This is a genomic window from Bacillus cereus group sp. MYBK195-1, assembly GCF_051916605.1.
GTDB classification, from domain to species: Bacteria; Bacillota; Bacilli; order Bacillales; family Bacillaceae_G; genus Bacillus_A; species Bacillus_A cereus.
Genome location: NZ_JBQAGZ010000001.1, coordinates 509,583 through 526,029, shown reverse-complemented (window position 1 = coordinate 526,029; position 16,447 = coordinate 509,583). Strand labels below are relative to the sequence as shown.

Genomic DNA, 16,447 nt, shown 5'->3' with positions numbered 1-16,447 from the left:
TGATCATCACCCCATCAATTCAAAATGATACGAAGCAGCACTTAACGCGTATAACGGCGCCGTTTCTGTTCTTAAAATTCTTGGTCCTAAACTACATGGTACAAATTTATGTTCACGAAGCGCTGTAATCTCTTCCTCAGCTAAACCGCCTTCTGGGCCAAATACAATCAATAGCTTTTGACCTGGTTTCATTGTCGTTAAAGCTTTCGCAAAATTAGATTTCTCACCTTGTTTTGCTTCCTCTTCGTAAGCAACAAGACAAACATCATACTCACCACTCATTGAAAGCAATTGCTTAAATGATGCCGGAGCATGTACTTCTGGAATTTCACTTCTATGTGATTGTTCCGCAGCTTCTTTCACAATTTTTCTTAAACGCTCAACTTTTTTATCAGCTTTTTTCGCATCCCATTTTACGATAGAGCGAGATGCTTGAAATGGTAAGAATGCAGCTGCCCCAAGCTCAGTTCCTTTTTGAAAAATTAACTCTAGCTTGTCTCCTTTTGGCAGTCCACTTGCAATCGTCACGAAAACAGGAAGTTCACTTGACGCCTCTACCCATTCTACAATAGCCGTATTAATAAATTCACTGGTAATTTCATCAATTGAACATACTGCTGTTTTTCCGTTTACACAGCAATAAATATGATCACCAGCTGACATACGCATCACTCTTGCGATATGATGTACGTCATCACCTACAATCCGAATACTTGTCTCATTTACATATTTCTCTTCTACAAAATAACGTTGCATATAATCACCTTAGTAGAGTTTCGTTCCTTTCGTAAGTCAACACTTACGAAAAGAACGAAACGTTATCATTTTTCATATAACAAACGGCAAGTCTCTCACCTTATAGTGAGAGACTCCCCTTTTCATTATAGACTAAAATCTATATTACGCATTTCGTGCAATAATTGCTACCCAATCTTCCATTCGTAACACTTCTTCAATTGTAAATCCAGCTTGTTCTAACGCCTCAGAAATTACTTTTTCCTTCGCAGCAATAATGCCCGATGTAATAAATAATCCACCTGACTTCACAACTCTTGCTGCATCTTCAGGGAATAATAGAATAATCTCTGCTAATAAGTTAGCTACGATTAAATCAACAGGACCTTCAATACCTTCTAAAAGACTATTTTGTCCAACAGACACGATATCATCTGTTTTATTTAAACGTACATTCATTTCTGCACTTTCAACCGCAACCGGATCTAAATCATATGCTTGAACAGAAGACGCACCTAATTTTGCAGCCGCAATACTAAGTACACCAGAACCTGTTCCTACATCAATAATAGTGTCACCTGGCTGTACTGTTTTTTCTAAAGCACGGATACACATCGTTGTTGTTGGATGAGTTCCTGTACCAAACGCCATACCCGGATCTAATTCAATGATTTTTTCATCAGGAGAAGATGGTGTATATTCTTCCCAAGTCGGTACGATTGTGAATGTATCAGAAATTTGTACTGGATGGTAATATTTTTTCCAAGCAGTAGCCCAATCTTCTTCATTGACTTCGTTAACGGTAATATTTCCAGTACCAATTTCGATGTCGTAAGATGGAAGCACATCAATAGATGATTTTACACCTGCAATCGTTTCATGTAAAGAATCCGTTTGCGGGAAATACGCTTTTATTAATACACCTTCCGCCGGATATTCATCTGGGTTCAATGCATAAATTTCACCATATTGTTGCTCGCGCTCTTTCGTTAACTCCGCTGGATCCTCAATCGCAACTCCGCTAGCACCAGCTTCATGTAAAATATGAGAGACAGCTTCTACTGCTTCTTCTGTTGTATGAATACTAATTTCTGACCATTTCACAATTTACCAACTCCATTTTTTATTTCCATTATTCCCCTTTGAAAGCACGTTTAAGCTTTCCGAATAAACTATCATCCTGCTCTTCTTGTCCTGCAAATTCACGTAATAAATCTTTTTGCTGCGAAGTCAATTTCGTCGGTACAACAACACGAACGACTACATATTGATCTCCTTGGCCGTATCCACGTACGTTCGGAGCACCTTTTCCTTTTAAGCGGAATTCTGTTCCAGTTTGTGTTCCTGCTGGAATTTTCAGCTTCACTTTACCATGAACAGTAGGAACTTCCACTTCATCACCAAGCGCCATTTGCGCAAATGTTAATGGCATTTCGCAAATAATGTGATCTCCTTCACGCTCGAAGAATTCATGATTTCTTACATGAACGACAACATATAAGTCTCCTGCTGGTCCGCCATTTACGCCGGCTTCACCTTTTCCAGACACACGAATTTGTTGACCATTATCGATACCCGCTGGAATTTTAACATTGATTTTTTTACGTTTACGAACTTTACCTGAACCGTGACATGTCGTACATTTTTCTTTAATAATTTGTCCAGTTCCTGAACAATGACCACAAGCTTGACGGTTTACGATACGACCAAACGGCGTGTTTTGTTCTACACTCACTTGACCAGAGCCTGAACAATGTTTACATGTTTCTTTTGAAGTTCCTGGTTTTGCTCCACTACCTTTACAAGTATCACATGGATCTTCTACTGGAATTTCCACATTTAATTCCTTACCAAAAATAGCTTCTTCAAAATCTAAAGTGACTTGATATTGTAAGTCAGCACCTTGGCGCGGAGCATTTGGATCACGACGTCTGCCACCGCCACCGCCGAAGAAAGAACTAAATATATCTTCAAAACCGAAGCCACCGCCGAAGTCTCCTCCGCCGCCAAATCCACCGAATCCTTGATTTGCACCAGCATGACCAAATTGATCGTACTGTGCACGCTTTTGATCATCACTTAACACTTCGTATGCTTCTTGTACTTCTTTAAACTTTTCAATTGCATTTTCTTCTTTGCTTACGTCTGGATGGTATTTTTTAGCCAAACGACGATACGCTTTTTTAATTTCATCTGTTGAAGCGCCCTTGCTAAGTCCAAGGACCTCATAATAGTCTCGTTTACTCATAAATTTACAACCCCCGAATCTTTCACATAAACGTAATTTTAACACCGAAAGAAAGTGCTTTGCAACAAAGTTTCCTCACTTACAGTATGCAAAGCGAAAAACTTAAGATCCTCACACATCGCTTCTCATTCGTGAAAAAAGCCAAAGTCAAGGCACGCTTGACTTTGACTTTTTGTCATCTTACTTATTATGTTTACAGTTGAATTACTTGTCTTCTTTTACTTCTTCAAACTCAGCGTCAACTACATTGTCTTTCTTTGCGCCAGCGTCTTGTGCACCTTGCGCACCTTCTGCTTGACCAGCAGCTGCTTGAGCTTGCTCGTATAATTTAACAGTTAATTGTTGTACGATTTCTTGTAAAGCATCTTTTTTCGCACGAATTTCTTCAAGCTCGTTTTTCTCAATTGCAGCTTGTAATGCTTCTTTCGCTTCTGTTGCTTTTGCAACTTCAGCTGCATCTACTTTACCTTCTAAATCTTTTACAACTTTGTCTGTTTGGAATACAAGTTGGTCAGCTTCGTTACGAAGTTCAACTTCTTCCTTACGTTTTTGGTCAGCGTCAGCATTTGCTTCCGCTTCTTGTACCATACGTTCTACTTCTTCATCAGAAAGACCTGAAGAAGATTGGATTGTAATAGCTTGCTCTTTGCTTGTTCCTAAGTCTTTCGCACGTACGTTAACGATACCGTTCGCATCAATATCGAATGTTACTTCGATTTGTGGAATACCACGTGGTGCTGGTGGAAGGTCAGTTAATTGGAAACGACCTAACGTTTTGTTGTCAGCCGACATTGGACGCTCACCTTGTAATACGTGAATGTCTACTGCTGGTTGATTATCAGCAGCTGTCGAGAATACTTGTGACTTACTTGTTGGAATTGTAGTGTTACGCTCGATTAATTTCGTGAACACGCCACCCATAGTTTCAATACCTAAAGAAAGTGGAGTTACGTCTAATAATAGAACGCCTTCTACATCACCAGTAAGTACGCCACCTTGAACTGCAGCACCTAATGCTACAACTTCATCAGGGTTTACACCTTTATATGGCTCTTTACCAGTTTCACGTTTAATAGCTTCTTGTACAGCTGGGATACGAGTAGATCCACCAACAAGAATAACTTTATCTAATTCGCTTGGAGCAAAACCAGCGTCTTTTAATGCACGACGAGTTGGCTCTAATGTTCTTTCAACAAGACCTGCTGAAAGCTCTTCGAATTTCGCTCTTGTTAACGTTAATTCTAAGTGTAATGGACCAGCAGCTCCAGCACTAATGAATGGTAATGAAATTTGAGTTTGTGTTACACCAGAAAGATCTTTTTTCGCTTTTTCAGCTGCATCTTTCAAGCGTTGAAGCGCCATTTTATCTTGGCTTAAATCAATGTTATTTTCTTTTTTGAACTCAGCTACTAAGTGATCGATGATAACTTGGTCAAAGTCATCGCCACCAAGACGGTTGTCACCAGCAGTTGAAATAACTTCGAATGTACCGTCTGCTAACTCAAGGATAGATACGTCAAATGTACCGCCACCTAAGTCATATACTAAGATTTTTTGTTCTTCGTCTTGTTTTTCTAAACCGTAAGCAAGTGCTGCTGCTGTTGGCTCGTTAATGATACGCTCAACTTCTAAACCAGCGATACGACCAGCATCTTTCGTTGCTTGACGCTCTGCATCGTTGAAGTATGCAGGTACTGTAATAACAGCTTTCGTTACTGTTTCACCTAAGTATGCTTCAGCAGAAGCTTTTAAGTTTTGTAAAATGATTGCAGAAATTTCTTGAGGTGTATACTCTTTACCTTCAACTTCTACTTTGTAGTCTGTACCCATATGACGTTTAACAGACATGATTGTATTTGGGTTTGTAATTGCTTGGCGCTTTGCAACTTCCCCAACTTGACGTTCTTCATTTTTGAAAGCTACAACAGAAGGTGTTGTACGGTTTCCTTCTGGATTTGGGATAACCTTTGGTTCTCCACCTTCCATAACAGCTACACAAGAGTTTGTTGTACCTAAGTCAATACCGATAATTTTACTCATGGCGAATCCTCCTAGTTTTATGTAAATTATTGATTTACTTTTACCATTGATGGGCGAATCACACGGTCTTTTAGTTTATAACCTTTTTGGAATTCTTCCACAACCGCGTTTGATTCAAATTCACTATCTTCCACTTGCATAATAGCTTGGTGTTCATTAGGATCAAACTGTTTACCAACAGCTTCAATCACTTCCACACCTTCTTTAGTCAGCGCTTCTAACAATTGACGATGCACCATTTCCATACCTTGTAACAAGGATTTCGTTTGCTCATCAGTCGCTTCCACTTGCATTGCTCTTTCAAAATTATCAAGAGCTGGCAAGATGTCTGAAACTAGACTTTGTGCTCTATATTTTTCAGCAGCCTGTTTATCCATTTGGACACGGCGCTTATAATTTTCAAAATCAGCTTGTAGACGTAATGTGCGACCTTCCGTTTCCGTTAGTTTCGCTTGTAGCTCATCTACTTTTTCTTGTAAAAGAGCAGCCTCACTTTTTTCTTCTACAGTTTCTTCACTGTTTTCTGGCGTGACAGCTTCTTCAACTTGCGCTTCTTTTACTTCTTCTACCACTTGTTCGTTACGCTCTTCCACAATATTCACCTCCTTAAAAGGTATTAGGTATCATGCATAGCATGATTACCTAAGCATTATATATTACACACAGCAATGAAAATTTCATCACTTGAGCGAATGTATTACTCTCATTTACTTTTTAAGTCCATCAGTAAATTGTCTCGTAAATAACTGTAACAAACTAATTACACGAGAATATTGCATTCTCGTAGGACCTAAAATAGCAATTGTTCCAAGTTGCTCTTCGCCGATCGAATATGTTGCAGAAATTAAACTACAATCCTCCATAGCCGTCGAAGAGTTTTCCCTACCAATTTTCACTTGAATCCCGACTTGTTTATGACGCAAAATGTCATAAAATTCGGCTTCATTATCAATCATGGTAAGTAAAGATCTAACCTTTTGAATGTCATGGAACTCTGGCTGCGAAAGCATATTTGCTTTTCCTCCAAAGTATATCTTTTCCGATAACGGAACTTGAAATGTACCATCCAACATTTTTATTGCACTATCGTAATTATGAACATACCCACGTAAAACTGTAACAATCTCCTTAAAGATCTTATTATGAAGTTCTTCCATCGGTACGCCAGATAGCTTTTCATTTAAAATATTAACCATTTTTTCTAAATCTGATAAATCAACAGATTCCGGAACGGTAATCGTTTTACTTTGTACATGCCCTGTATCGGTTACAATAATAGCGACAGCAGTTTGACGATCAAGCGGCACAATTTGTACATTTTTAAGTTTATTTGTACTTAACTTCGGTCCAAGAACAATGGCCGTATAATTCGTAAGTTCTGATAAAATTTGAGCAGATTGTTGTGCAATTTTTTCCGCTTCAAAAATTCTTTCAGCAAATAAATCTTTAATTTGTACAATTTCAGCGTTCGGTAAGTTTTGCGGTGCTAAAAGATGGTCTACATAAAATCGGTAGCCTTTCTCAGAAGGAACACGTCCAGAAGAACTGTGCGTTTTTTCAATAAAACCTAATTCTTCTAAGTCCGCCATTTCATTTCGAATAGTAGCTGAACTAAATGTAATTTCATCTTTTTTAGCCAACGTTCTAGACCCAACGGGCTGCGCTGATCCAATAAAGTCATCAATAATTGTTTGTAAAATTAAGAGCTGACGTTCCGTAAGCATCTCATCATCACCTCTGTTAGCACTCTTTGTCTTTGAGTGCTAAATCTATTAATAACTTACCAAAATTGACATTCAATTGTCAACGGAAACGTCACGAAATAATGAAACTTTTTCACGCCTATGGAACATTTAATTAGTCAATCAAAAATGATTGGAATACTTCATTCCCTAATAATTTTCCTTTTCGCGTTAAACGCACATGCCCATCTTCCTCTTCAAGCAATCCCTGCTCTTGGTTGCTTTGTAACTGCTTCGCGAAAACTTGATCCATCTCTACATTAAATTTATTGCGGAACGCCGTTTTAGAAACACCTTTTGTTTTTCGAAGCCCTAAGAACAGCTCTTCTTCCATTCTTTCTTTCTCCGTCACTTTGTGAACATCTAAATACGGAAATCCTGTTTCATCAATTTTATTAAAATATTGCTTCAGCGGACCTACATTTTGAATACGTTCCCCGTTCACATAACTATGAGCTCCAGCTCCAAATCCATAATACTCTTCATTATTCCAGTATGTGAGATTATGTCTACTTTTATTGTCACCTTTTGAGAAATTACTAATTTCATACTGGTTATAACCGTGTTTCTCCATTTCATCCATTACTATTTCATACATTTTCGCTTCATGGTCTTCACCCGGAAGACGCAATTTCCCTTTGTTCATTAAGTTATAAAACACTGTTTTAGGTTCCACAATTAATGAATATGCAGAGAAATGTTGTACATCAAGCGTAAAAGCAATATCTAATGTTTCTTTTACATCTTCTATCGTCTGTCCTGGCAAAGCATAAATAATATCTACATTAATATTTTTAAATCCTACTTCCTGTGCTTCTCGAATCGCGAGGAATGCATCTTCCCTCGTATGCTTGCGCCCGATTTTCTCAAGCAGTTCATCACGGAACGTTTGCACACCAAAACTAATTCGATTCACTCCACCTTCTAGCAGTACATTCAACTTCTCTTTCGGCAGATCTCCTGGATTCGCTTCAAATGTTAATTCACAATTTGGGGCGAACGGACGCAAATGACGATTAATAATCTCGAGTAATTTTTTTGTCTGTTCCATATTTAACGCTGTCGGAGTTCCCCCGCCCACAAAAATCGTTTTTATACTATCAAACGGAACTTTTTGAACCGTATTTATTATTTCCTTCTCTAAATAATCTAAATATTGATCAACCGGTTGGCGTTCAATAAACACTTTATTAAAATCACAATAGTGACAAATGTGCTGACAAAACGGAATATGAATATATGCAGCTTGTACCAAATATAACTCCTACCTTTCTAAAAAGAAAACCTCCGCACTCCGGAGGGTTCTCTACTTCTCTAACGTATTACGAATTTGTTCCATTCGCATTTTTCCCCAATCATACATCATTTCAACGATCGGTAAAAGTGACACGCCTAGTTCCGTCATATAATACTCAACGCGAGGAGGAATTTCGGGATATACTGTCCGATCAACAATTCCATCTTCCATTAACTCTTTTAATTGGTTCGACAAAACTTTATGAGAAATGCTTGGGAATAACCGTTGTAATTCACTGAAACGATGTGGCCCTTCCACACCAAGATGCCACAGTATCACAACTTTCCACTTTCCACTAATAATAGAAAGCGTCAATTCCTTTTCACAATTAAAATTACCATTTTGTATTTTATCTTGAATATCTTTTCGAATATTTTCGGACATTAACAATCTCCTAACTCTATATGAACTAAAAAGCTCTCTCATTATTGTAAATGAGAGCTGCTCAGATGTCTAAAAAGTAATTATACAGAAAAAAGAAGCCGCACAAACGACTTCTTTTTTATTTCAAATATTAGTTGTCATCCATTTTCAGTACAGCCATAAATGCCTCTTGCGGTACTTCTACAGAACCAACAGACTTCATACGTTTTTTACCTTCTTTTTGCTTATCAAGAAGTTTACGCTTACGAGAAATGTCACCGCCGTAACATTTTGCAAGTACGTTTTTACGCATCGCTTTAATTGTAGAACGTGCTACAACTTTATTTCCGATAGTCGCCTGAATTGGCACTTCAAACTGTTGTCTCGGAATTAATTCTTTTAATTTCTCTACAATTACTTTACCACGGTCATACGCTGAATCACGGTGTACGATAAATGATAAAGCATCCACTTGTTCATTATTTAAAAGAATATCCATTTTCACAAGTTTAGATGGTTTATAGCCAATTAACTCGTAGTCAAATGATGCATACCCTTTCGTATTTGATTTCAATTGATCGAAGAAGTCATATACGATTTCTGATAACGGGATTTCATATGTTAATGTAACACGCGTTTCATCTAAATATTGCATATCAATAAACGTTCCACGTTTACCTTGGCAAATCTCCATTACAGCTCCAACATAGTCATTCGGAACCATAATTGAAGCCTTCACAAACGGCTCTTCTACACGATCAATAGACTGTGGATCTGGCATATTAGATGGGTTATCAACAATAACATCTTCACCGTTAGTTAAATAAACTTTATAAATAACGCTTGGCGCTGTTGTAATTAAGTCAATCTTAAATTCACGTTCAATACGTTCTTGAATGATTTCCATGTGAAGAAGCCCTAAGAAACCACAACGGAAACCAAATCCTAGCGCTTGAGATGTTTCTGGTTCAAACTCAAGAGCAGAATCGTTTAACTCTAATTTTTCTAATGCATCACGTAAATCGTTATAACGAGCAGAGTCAATTGGATACAGACCACAGAATACCATCGGGTTTAACTTACGGTAACCTGCTAACGGTTCTGCAGCTGGACGTTTCGCATGTGTAATCGTATCACCAACACGTGTGTCACCAACATTTTTAATCGATGCTGCTAAGAAACCTACATCACCTACTGTTAACTCGTCACGTTGCGTAGTTTTCGGTGTAAATACACCTACTTCTGTTACTTCAAATTCTTTACCCGTTGCCATCATACGTACTTTATCGCCAACTTTTACTGTTCCATTTACAACACGGATATAAGCAATTACACCGCGGTACGGATCATATAAAGAGTCGAAAATCATACATTGTAATGGCTCTTCTGAATCACCCGACGGAGCTGGTACTTTTTCAACAATTTGTTCTAAAATTTCTTCAATACCAATTCCAGCTTTCGCAGAAGCAAGTACCGCTTCTGATGCATCTAAACCAATTACATCTTCTACCTCTTGACGTACACGTTCTGGATCCGCACTTGGTAAGTCGATTTTATTAATAACTGGTAAAATTTCCAAATTGTTATCAAGCGCTAAGTATACGTTTGCTAACGTTTGCGCTTCAATACCTTGCGCTGCATCTACTACAAGAATCGCGCCTTCACAAGCCGCTAAACTACGAGATACTTCGTACGTAAAGTCGACATGTCCTGGTGTATCAATTAAATGAAGAATATACTCTTCACCATCTTTTGCTTTATAGTTTAATTGTACTGCGTTTAATTTGATTGTAATACCACGCTCACGCTCTAAATCCATAGAGTCAAGCAACTGAGCTTTCATTTCGCGTTGTGTTAACGCGTTTGTTTTCTCTAAAATACGGTCTGCTAACGTTGATTTTCCGTGGTCAATATGAGCAATAATAGAGAAATTACGAATTTTGGACTGTCTTTTTGCTCTTTCTTCTTTATTCATCTATGTTCTCAACTCCTAATAGTCTCGCCAATATACACTAGCACTGATTATATCAATAGAGCAACAAAGATTCAATGAAAACTCGTGCTGCTTACGATACAAATCATTCTATCTATATCTTATGCGAATAAACCATAAGAGACAAACCCTTTTCAAATTTTAAAACGGCTGTCCTACAAATCAGTAAAACAACCGCCTCCCATGTTACTCTTAGCTAAAAATTTCTTTTATTTTCCCAACAACTATATCCGTCCCGAACTTCGTCATTTCATAAGCTACACTTGCTACCGCCATCCCAATTCCTTCTACAACATTAAAACTTCTTAAACGTTCTAATTGCTGTTGTTTTTCTGAGGCCGAAAACGAGCTACCCAAAATTTCTGATTCAGCACCTGTACTTTCTGTCCCTGTCATATGAGCTATTTGTTCATATGACAATTGCTGATAGCCTTTCATACTTTTCAAACCATGATTAGCAAGTGCCACTCCTGCTATCATCATAAGTAAACATAAAGCTACACTACATATACACAAAAGCGCAAAGCGACTCAAACCATAATCATCCGTTCCCCTCAATGTGTATATGCTCCCGTATTATCTTGATCAATTTGATGATGTAGCGCTGCATTTAAACCACTCGCTATTACATTCGCCATATCCTCAATAAAAGTATCTACTTCTTTTGGGGTTACCATTAAATTATGACCAAGAGGAGATAGCACTTCATAAATCAGCCTTCTTTTTTCTTCTTCTTCCAACGTACCAACAGCACCTAAAAACATATTTCTGCTCTTTTCATCCGGCATATCTTCTTCTGTTAATTTTTTCTTTTCTCCAAATGAAAATCCCGCTGGTAACAAAGATCGTGAAGGTTTATTTCCTTCTTTCATCTCTCGACCAAAATGTTTCAAAATAAAATCAATCGTATCACTTGTAATCGAAACAGCATCGACCACAGTCGGAACACCAATTGCGATAACAGGGATACCTAATGTGTCTTTACTTAGTTCTTTACGTTTATTCCCAACCCCTGATCCAGGATGGATTCCAGTATCAGAAATTTGTATCGTGCTATTTACTCGTTCAATAGAACGGGCAGCTAATGCATCAATTGCAATTACAAAGTCCGGGTTCGTCTTCTCAATAATTCCATAAATAACATCGCTCGTTTCGATTCCTGTAATCCCCATTACCCCCGGCCGAATTGCACTAACAGGCCTAAATCCTTCTTCTACACTTTCAGGCTGCAATTGAAACAAATGTCTCGTTACTAATACATTTTCTACAACTATCGGTCCAAGAGCATCTGGTGTTACATTCCAATTCCCAAGACCTACAATTAAACAGCTTGCTTCTTTTGTAACTCCAACCTCTTCTAAGAAACAAGAAAATTCTTTTGCAAAAATACGCTCCACTTTTTGTTGAAGTTCTGTATCTTGCTGACGTATCCCTTGTACTTCAAGTGTTAAATAATTTCCAGGTTTTTTCCCCATCGCTTCAGAGGCAGCTTCATCAATCGTTACTTTTGTAATTATAGTACCTTCTTCTTCTCTCTCTTTTACAATAACTCCCTGTATCCCTTTTTGTTCTTCTTGGCTTTCTTGCAACATTTGATGAGCTTCTACAGCAAGGTCAGTTCTAATGCTATATTTACTTAAATCTAATGGTTCTTTCATCGTATCTCCTCCGTAATTCATAGTAAATATCGTTAGATTTCCCAAAGTTATATAAGGTCATTCTTTCCTTTACGTGAAATTTCATGGATATACTATTGCAATTCTCTTCACCGTTTGATAGAATATCACTTGTTCTATGTAAGAATCGAGTCATTCGATTGCACCAGGGAGGTGAAAAGTATGGCAAACATCAAATCTGCTATCAAACGCGCTAAACTTAGCGAAGAGCGTCGTGCACATAACGCTTCTATCAAGTCTGACATGCGTTCTGCTGTTAAAACTGTAGAAGCTTTAGTTACTAATAACGATCTTGAAAATGCTAAAGAAGCTTTCAAAACTGCTTCTAAAAAACTTGACAAAGCAGCTCGTAAAGGTCTTATCCACCAAAACGCTGCAGCTCGTCAAAAATCTCGCTTAGCGAAACAAGTAAACGCGTAAGGCGTTTAAAAAACGATCCATTTGGATCGTTTTTTTATATACAAAAAAGTTCATGCACTAAATACATGAACTTTTTTGTGTCATCACATATGATTTAATCGCATTAAGAAAAATTCGAGCACAAGCTTCTTATCCATCTTTCCCGTCTTCATACTATAATCAGCTTCCGCTAATTCTATAATCACTTTTTTTAATTCTTCAAAAGAGAAAAACTTCGTTTGATTCATTGCTAACTTTACACGATACGGATGTACACCAATATGAGACGCAATTTGATTTTGTCCATAACCACGTTGCTGTAGCTCTTTCACTTGATACAACAAGCGGAATTGACTCACTAATAACGCAAGCAATTTAATCGGCTCTTCCTGCTGCGTAAATAATCCATCCAAAATTTGCATTGCACCTGCAATATCTTTTTTCACCACTTTTTCTGTCAAAGCAAATACATTTTGCTCAACTGATTTTGGCACAAGCTCTGCAACAAGTTTCGTCGTAATCTCTCCGCCCATACCAACGTATAACGTTAACTTGTCCATTTCCTTCGCCAACATCGTTACATTACTTCCCACAAGCTCTAGCAACAAACTAACAGCCGCGTTATCAATATGCACATGCACTTCATCTGCACGAGCAACAATCCACTTCTGAACATCCTGTACTTGCATCGCATTCGCTTCTACTACATCTGCTGTTTTCTTTAATAGTTTTGTAATTTTTTTTCGCTCATCAAGTTTTTCGTAAGGCGCAACAAAAACAAGAATAGAAAATGGAGAAGGTTCACCAATGTATTCTTCTAAAATTTTTATATTTTGCTCTAACTTTTCTTTTTGCGAAGTCAAAAATAGCGGTGATTTTATTAACAGTACTTTCCGTTCTCCGAAGAAAGGAAGCGTACGCGCATCCTCAACCACATCTTCTAAATACGCTTCTTCTAAATCGTATGTCACAACATTAAACTCTCGATCTTCTTCTTCAAGTGCTTCTGTCGTAATAAGCTTTATCGTTTCATTTATAAAAAAAGCTTCCGTTCCATATATTAAATATAACGGAGCAAACTGTTTCTTTTTAATTTTTTTATGTATATCACTCATACTTTTTCCTACTCCCTAACTTGGCAATATATATTTATACTAATGCCCTAGCTGTTGTTTTACAAGTACAAAGGAACAGGCTTTATAACCCGTCCCTTTATTTATATTAAACGCCACGCAATAAGCCCCGGGTTTCTTATTGGTGTGCGGTAATCACCTTCCCTTTATTATTCGCAATAAAAATTTGAGTATAAGTGCCAACTGTTAACATGCTTGGAAACGAAAAACTCACATTACTTCATGATTTACAAGTAACAAAAAAGCTCGTTTTCTCTTCATATGGAAATTGTAGATTTTTTTCTGACAATATTTTATACTAAAGTGGAATGTTGGGGAGGGATTCTAAATGAATGATTTTGAACAAAACGTTCAAAGTAAACGCAATGACGCTATTGATTCAGGGGTAGGATTTATCGTCTCATTTGGTTTTTTCGCAACACTTTTCATCATTGCAACTGTTATTAAATTTATCGGTTCTTAAAGACTGCCACTTCATGGCAGTCTTCTCTTTTTCATCTATTATGTGTTTTATCATATGTGATTTTACTTTTAAAGGTTCCATTTTCCCCTTTAAAAACATAGGAAATAGCACCTTGCTTGTCCGTGCGCCATATCGCACTCCCCATCTTCTCAAAACGCTCTATCACTTCTTTATGCGGGTGTCCATACCTATTCTGCTTACCAACAGATATAATCGCTACACGAGGCTGTATGACGTTCAAAAAAGGCTCTATAGATGACGTATTACTCCCATGATGAGCAACTTTTAAAACATCCACTTGTAAATCTGGATATGCCTCTACTAAAATCTTTTCCCCTTCTTCTTCCAAATCGCCTGTAAATAGCCACTTCAACCCTCCAAATTTTGCCCATATTACAATTGAAGCGTTATTTTCGCTTTTTTCTTTTCCTTTTGGAGCTAAAACGAAAAATTCCGCTTCATTTACACTCCAACTCTCCCCTTCCCCCACTTCAGTTATTTTCATTTCCTTTTCTAATGCCCGTTTCTTTACTACTTTTTCTAATACTGCATCTTTTCCCTTTCGGCCAAATACCACTTCTTTTACAGGTATATATGATAATAATTCTTGCGCAGCACCTATATGATCTGCATCTCCATGCGTTACGATTAATTTATCAATTGTTTTAATACCTTCTTTTTGTAAAAAGGGGATTAAAACATCATTTCCAACAGAAAATTCATGCTTTTTTTGTTGCCATTCTTCCTTATTTACACGAAGCGTTCCACCTGTATCAATAAGATAAATCCCTTTATCATACGGAAGGCGAATTAATATTGCATCACCTTGTCCAACATCAATAAATGTTACACTTCCGCTTCCTCTAAAATATGGATATATATAATGACATGTGCTAATAAAAAGAAATACACTCGCAACTATACAAACTATTTTTTTCGGCGCTCTCCGTTCCCAAACCATCAATATACTGACAATACTCGCGCAATATACAGCTACAAGATTGAAGGGCGTTTCCCCGAAGATAAGCTGGGTAAATGGTAAACTTTCACAATAACTTAGAAAATCATTAGACATACTCAAGCCTATTGATAATACATCGGCAAATCCTTTTGCGAGAAACGGGACAATTGGCATACACAGTAAAATAATAATGCTACATGGTAATACAATGATAGATAAAAACGGAACGTATAAGAGATTGAGGAGAATGCTGTATGGAGAAAAATAACCAAAGTGATATAACAAAATCGGAGTACTAACGAGCTGTGAAATGATAGAAATATAAATAGAATTTCGGATTACTCCGTTGCTACTCCCTAACAATAACGGAGCAGACAAAAGTAAAGCGAAGCTACCTACAAAAGAAAACTGAAATCCAATATTAAAAACAAGATAAGGGTCATATATAAGCATGCATATAGCTGTTACACTTAAAGCATCTAAACTAGATAAACGAATCGAGCACATAAAAGCAATCAACATCAAAACTCCTGTTATAGAAGCTCTTATAACAGAGGGTGACGCCCCTGCTAAAACCATATACAAAGGAATACAAACGATAAGGCAAATTGTTGCTACCTCCCTTGTCACACCGCTTCTTAGCAAAATAAAATATACTATCACCATTAACAATGCAATGTGCGAACCTGAAATTGCTAACAAATGTACAAGACCAAATTGTTGATATTGCTCTTCCACTTCAAACGTCATTTGTTGTCTATCACCAAATAGTAATGCATTCATAAAAGCACCTGATTGCTCTGGAAACATTTCTGTAACTTTCGAGATTGCTTGTTGCCTCAAAAGAAGAATCCATTGCGTGAGCGACAGTGATGTTTTATAGCATTCAGAAATATATGTAGCCTCAAATGTGAAATGAATATGTTGTTTGTATAAATAATCACGGTAATTAAAACCATGAAAATTCCGAGCTGTTTCCGGTTCTTTCCTCTCACCCTCGAATACACATGATATCCCTGCGTATAATTGTTGCATTTTTTTCTTTTCCAAGACTGATTTGATTCTATAACTTAACTGCACTATATTTTTATTCTGATCTTCAAATTGAAAAGATAGGCGATCCCCATTAACAAGCGGTGTATTTTGTATAACCCCTCTTGTAACTCCATAGGACTCCCCTAGAGGCTTATTCCACGTTTGAACATAGGAAGTGTATATAGCGCTACTAAAGCACGCTACAATACAAAAAATGAAGGTTTTACGCGAAGTGCGATATAAACAGAAGAAAACATTTAAAAAGAGGCAAAAAACTATCAATAAAAGTGACGAGGAAAAAGCAATTGCAACCCCTATTATAAACGAGATTGCAACATACCCCCATTGTTCCTGCAACTTAT

The 16,447-nt window shown here is 37.4% G+C and carries 15 protein-coding genes; 2 read left to right on the top strand and 13 right to left on the bottom strand.

All coding sequences use genetic code 11. From position 1 onward, the window contains the following. Positions 1–6 precede the first annotated feature (6 nt). From ACTFRY_RS02835 to gpr, 11 genes are all read right to left on the bottom strand, one after another. The gene (locus ACTFRY_RS02835) at positions 7–756 is read right to left on the bottom strand and encodes a 16S rRNA (uracil(1498)-N(3))-methyltransferase (RefSeq protein WP_001190159.1); all 750 of its coding nucleotides are present in this window, start codon (positions 754–756) and stop codon (positions 7–9) included. Between the two features lie 144 nt (positions 757–900). Then, positions 901–1,839, bottom strand: a complete 939-nt coding sequence (gene prmA / locus ACTFRY_RS02830; protein ID WP_000872103.1) for a 50S ribosomal protein L11 methyltransferase — start codon at positions 1,837–1,839, stop codon at positions 901–903. 28 nt (positions 1,840–1,867) lie between these two features. Continuing rightward, entirely contained in the window at positions 1,868–2,983 is a 1,116-nt protein-coding gene (gene dnaJ, locus ACTFRY_RS02825) for a chaperone protein DnaJ (RefSeq protein ID WP_000043947.1), read from the bottom strand. A gap of 204 nt (positions 2,984–3,187) precedes the next feature. Continuing rightward, positions 3,188–5,023 (bottom strand): chaperone protein DnaK, encoded by a 1,836-nt coding sequence (gene dnaK, locus ACTFRY_RS02820; protein ID WP_000034706.1) that lies wholly within the window; start codon positions 5,021–5,023, stop codon positions 3,188–3,190. A 26-nt stretch (positions 5,024–5,049) separates the two neighbouring features. Next, positions 5,050–5,616 carry a nucleotide exchange factor GrpE gene (gene grpE, locus ACTFRY_RS02815; protein WP_000392711.1) on the bottom strand — a complete coding sequence of 189 codons (567 nt, stop codon included), beginning with the start codon at positions 5,614–5,616 and terminating at the stop codon, positions 5,050–5,052. A gap of 114 nt (positions 5,617–5,730) precedes the next feature. After that, entirely contained in the window at positions 5,731–6,747 is a 1,017-nt protein-coding gene (gene hrcA, locus ACTFRY_RS02810) for a heat-inducible transcriptional repressor HrcA (RefSeq protein ID WP_000954941.1), read from the bottom strand. A 133-nt stretch (positions 6,748–6,880) separates the two neighbouring features. After that, positions 6,881–8,020 carry a radical SAM family heme chaperone HemW gene (gene hemW, locus ACTFRY_RS02805; RefSeq protein ID WP_044795883.1) on the bottom strand — a complete coding sequence of 380 codons (1,140 nt, stop codon included), beginning with the start codon at positions 8,018–8,020 and terminating at the stop codon, positions 6,881–6,883. Between the two features lie 51 nt (positions 8,021–8,071). Further along, positions 8,072–8,446, bottom strand: coding sequence for a winged helix-turn-helix transcriptional regulator (locus tag ACTFRY_RS02800; protein WP_098616187.1), 375 nt, complete (start codon positions 8,444–8,446; stop codon positions 8,072–8,074). A 130-nt stretch (positions 8,447–8,576) separates the two neighbouring features. Next, positions 8,577–10,400 (bottom strand): elongation factor 4, encoded by a 1,824-nt coding sequence (gene lepA, locus ACTFRY_RS02795; RefSeq protein ID WP_001030951.1) that lies wholly within the window; start codon positions 10,398–10,400, stop codon positions 8,577–8,579. A gap of 210 nt (positions 10,401–10,610) precedes the next feature. Beyond that, the gene (locus tag ACTFRY_RS02790; RefSeq protein WP_086424087.1) at positions 10,611–10,976 is read right to left on the bottom strand and encodes a YqxA family protein; all 366 of its coding nucleotides are present in this window, start codon (positions 10,974–10,976) and stop codon (positions 10,611–10,613) included. Continuing rightward, on the bottom strand, positions 10,973–12,076 hold the full coding sequence (gene gpr / locus ACTFRY_RS02785; protein WP_000662616.1) for a GPR endopeptidase: 1,104 nt from the start codon (positions 12,074–12,076) through the stop codon (positions 10,973–10,975). Before gpr ends, ACTFRY_RS02790 begins: the two co-directional genes overlap by 4 nt. Before the next feature lie 180 nt (positions 12,077–12,256). Here gpr and rpsT point away from each other — a divergent pair, with 180 nt between their 5' ends. Then, on the top strand, positions 12,257–12,514 hold the full coding sequence (rpsT, locus tag ACTFRY_RS02780) for a 30S ribosomal protein S20 (RefSeq protein ID WP_001274011.1): 258 nt from the start codon (positions 12,257–12,259) through the stop codon (positions 12,512–12,514). 83 nt (positions 12,515–12,597) lie between these two features. Here the strand turns inward: rpsT and holA are convergent, their stop codons facing one another. Then, on the bottom strand, positions 12,598–13,608 hold the full coding sequence (holA, locus tag ACTFRY_RS02775; RefSeq protein ID WP_001279908.1) for a DNA polymerase III subunit delta: 1,011 nt from the start codon (positions 13,606–13,608) through the stop codon (positions 12,598–12,600). Between the two features lie 346 nt (positions 13,609–13,954). Here holA and ACTFRY_RS02770 point away from each other — a divergent pair, with 346 nt between their 5' ends. Continuing rightward, complete coding sequence (locus ACTFRY_RS02770; RefSeq protein WP_000997609.1) at positions 13,955–14,089, top strand: YqzM family protein; 135 nt, start codon at positions 13,955–13,957, stop codon at positions 14,087–14,089. 31 nt (positions 14,090–14,120) lie between these two features. On the opposite strand, the gene ACTFRY_RS02765 is transcribed toward ACTFRY_RS02770, so the two are convergent. Beyond that, a complete protein-coding gene (locus ACTFRY_RS02765; protein ID WP_098616186.1) occupies positions 14,121–16,442 on the bottom strand; it encodes a DNA internalization-related competence protein ComEC/Rec2 in 2,322 nt (773 codons plus the stop codon). Positions 16,443–16,447 lie beyond the last annotated feature (5 nt).

Excerpts from the sequence above, each read along its gene's own strand:
- ACTFRY_RS02800 (WP_098616187.1), bottom strand. The coding sequence starts at position 8,446 with ATGTCCGAAAATATTCGAAAAGATATTCAAGATAAAATACAAAATGGT.
- hrcA (WP_000954941.1), bottom strand. The coding sequence starts at position 6,747 with ATGCTTACGGAACGTCAGCTCTTAATTTTACAAACAATTATTGATGAC.
- lepA (WP_001030951.1), bottom strand. The coding sequence starts at position 10,400 with ATGAATAAAGAAGAAAGAGCAAAAAGACAGTCCAAAATTCGTAATTTC.
- dnaJ (WP_000043947.1), bottom strand. The coding sequence starts at position 2,983 with ATGAGTAAACGAGACTATTATGAGGTCCTTGGACTTAGCAAGGGCGCT.
- gpr (WP_000662616.1), bottom strand. The coding sequence starts at position 12,076 with ATGAAAGAACCATTAGATTTAAGTAAATATAGCATTAGAACTGACCTT.
- ACTFRY_RS02770 (WP_000997609.1), top strand. The coding sequence starts at position 13,955 with ATGAATGATTTTGAACAAAACGTTCAAAGTAAACGCAATGACGCTATT.
- holA (WP_001279908.1), bottom strand. The coding sequence starts at position 13,608 with ATGAGTGATATACATAAAAAAATTAAAAAGAAACAGTTTGCTCCGTTA.
- dnaK (WP_000034706.1), bottom strand. The coding sequence starts at position 5,023 with ATGAGTAAAATTATCGGTATTGACTTAGGTACAACAAACTCTTGTGTA.
- ACTFRY_RS02835 (WP_001190159.1), bottom strand. The coding sequence starts at position 756 with ATGCAACGTTATTTTGTAGAAGAGAAATATGTAAATGAGACAAGTATT.
- rpsT (WP_001274011.1), top strand. The coding sequence starts at position 12,257 with ATGGCAAACATCAAATCTGCTATCAAACGCGCTAAACTTAGCGAAGAG.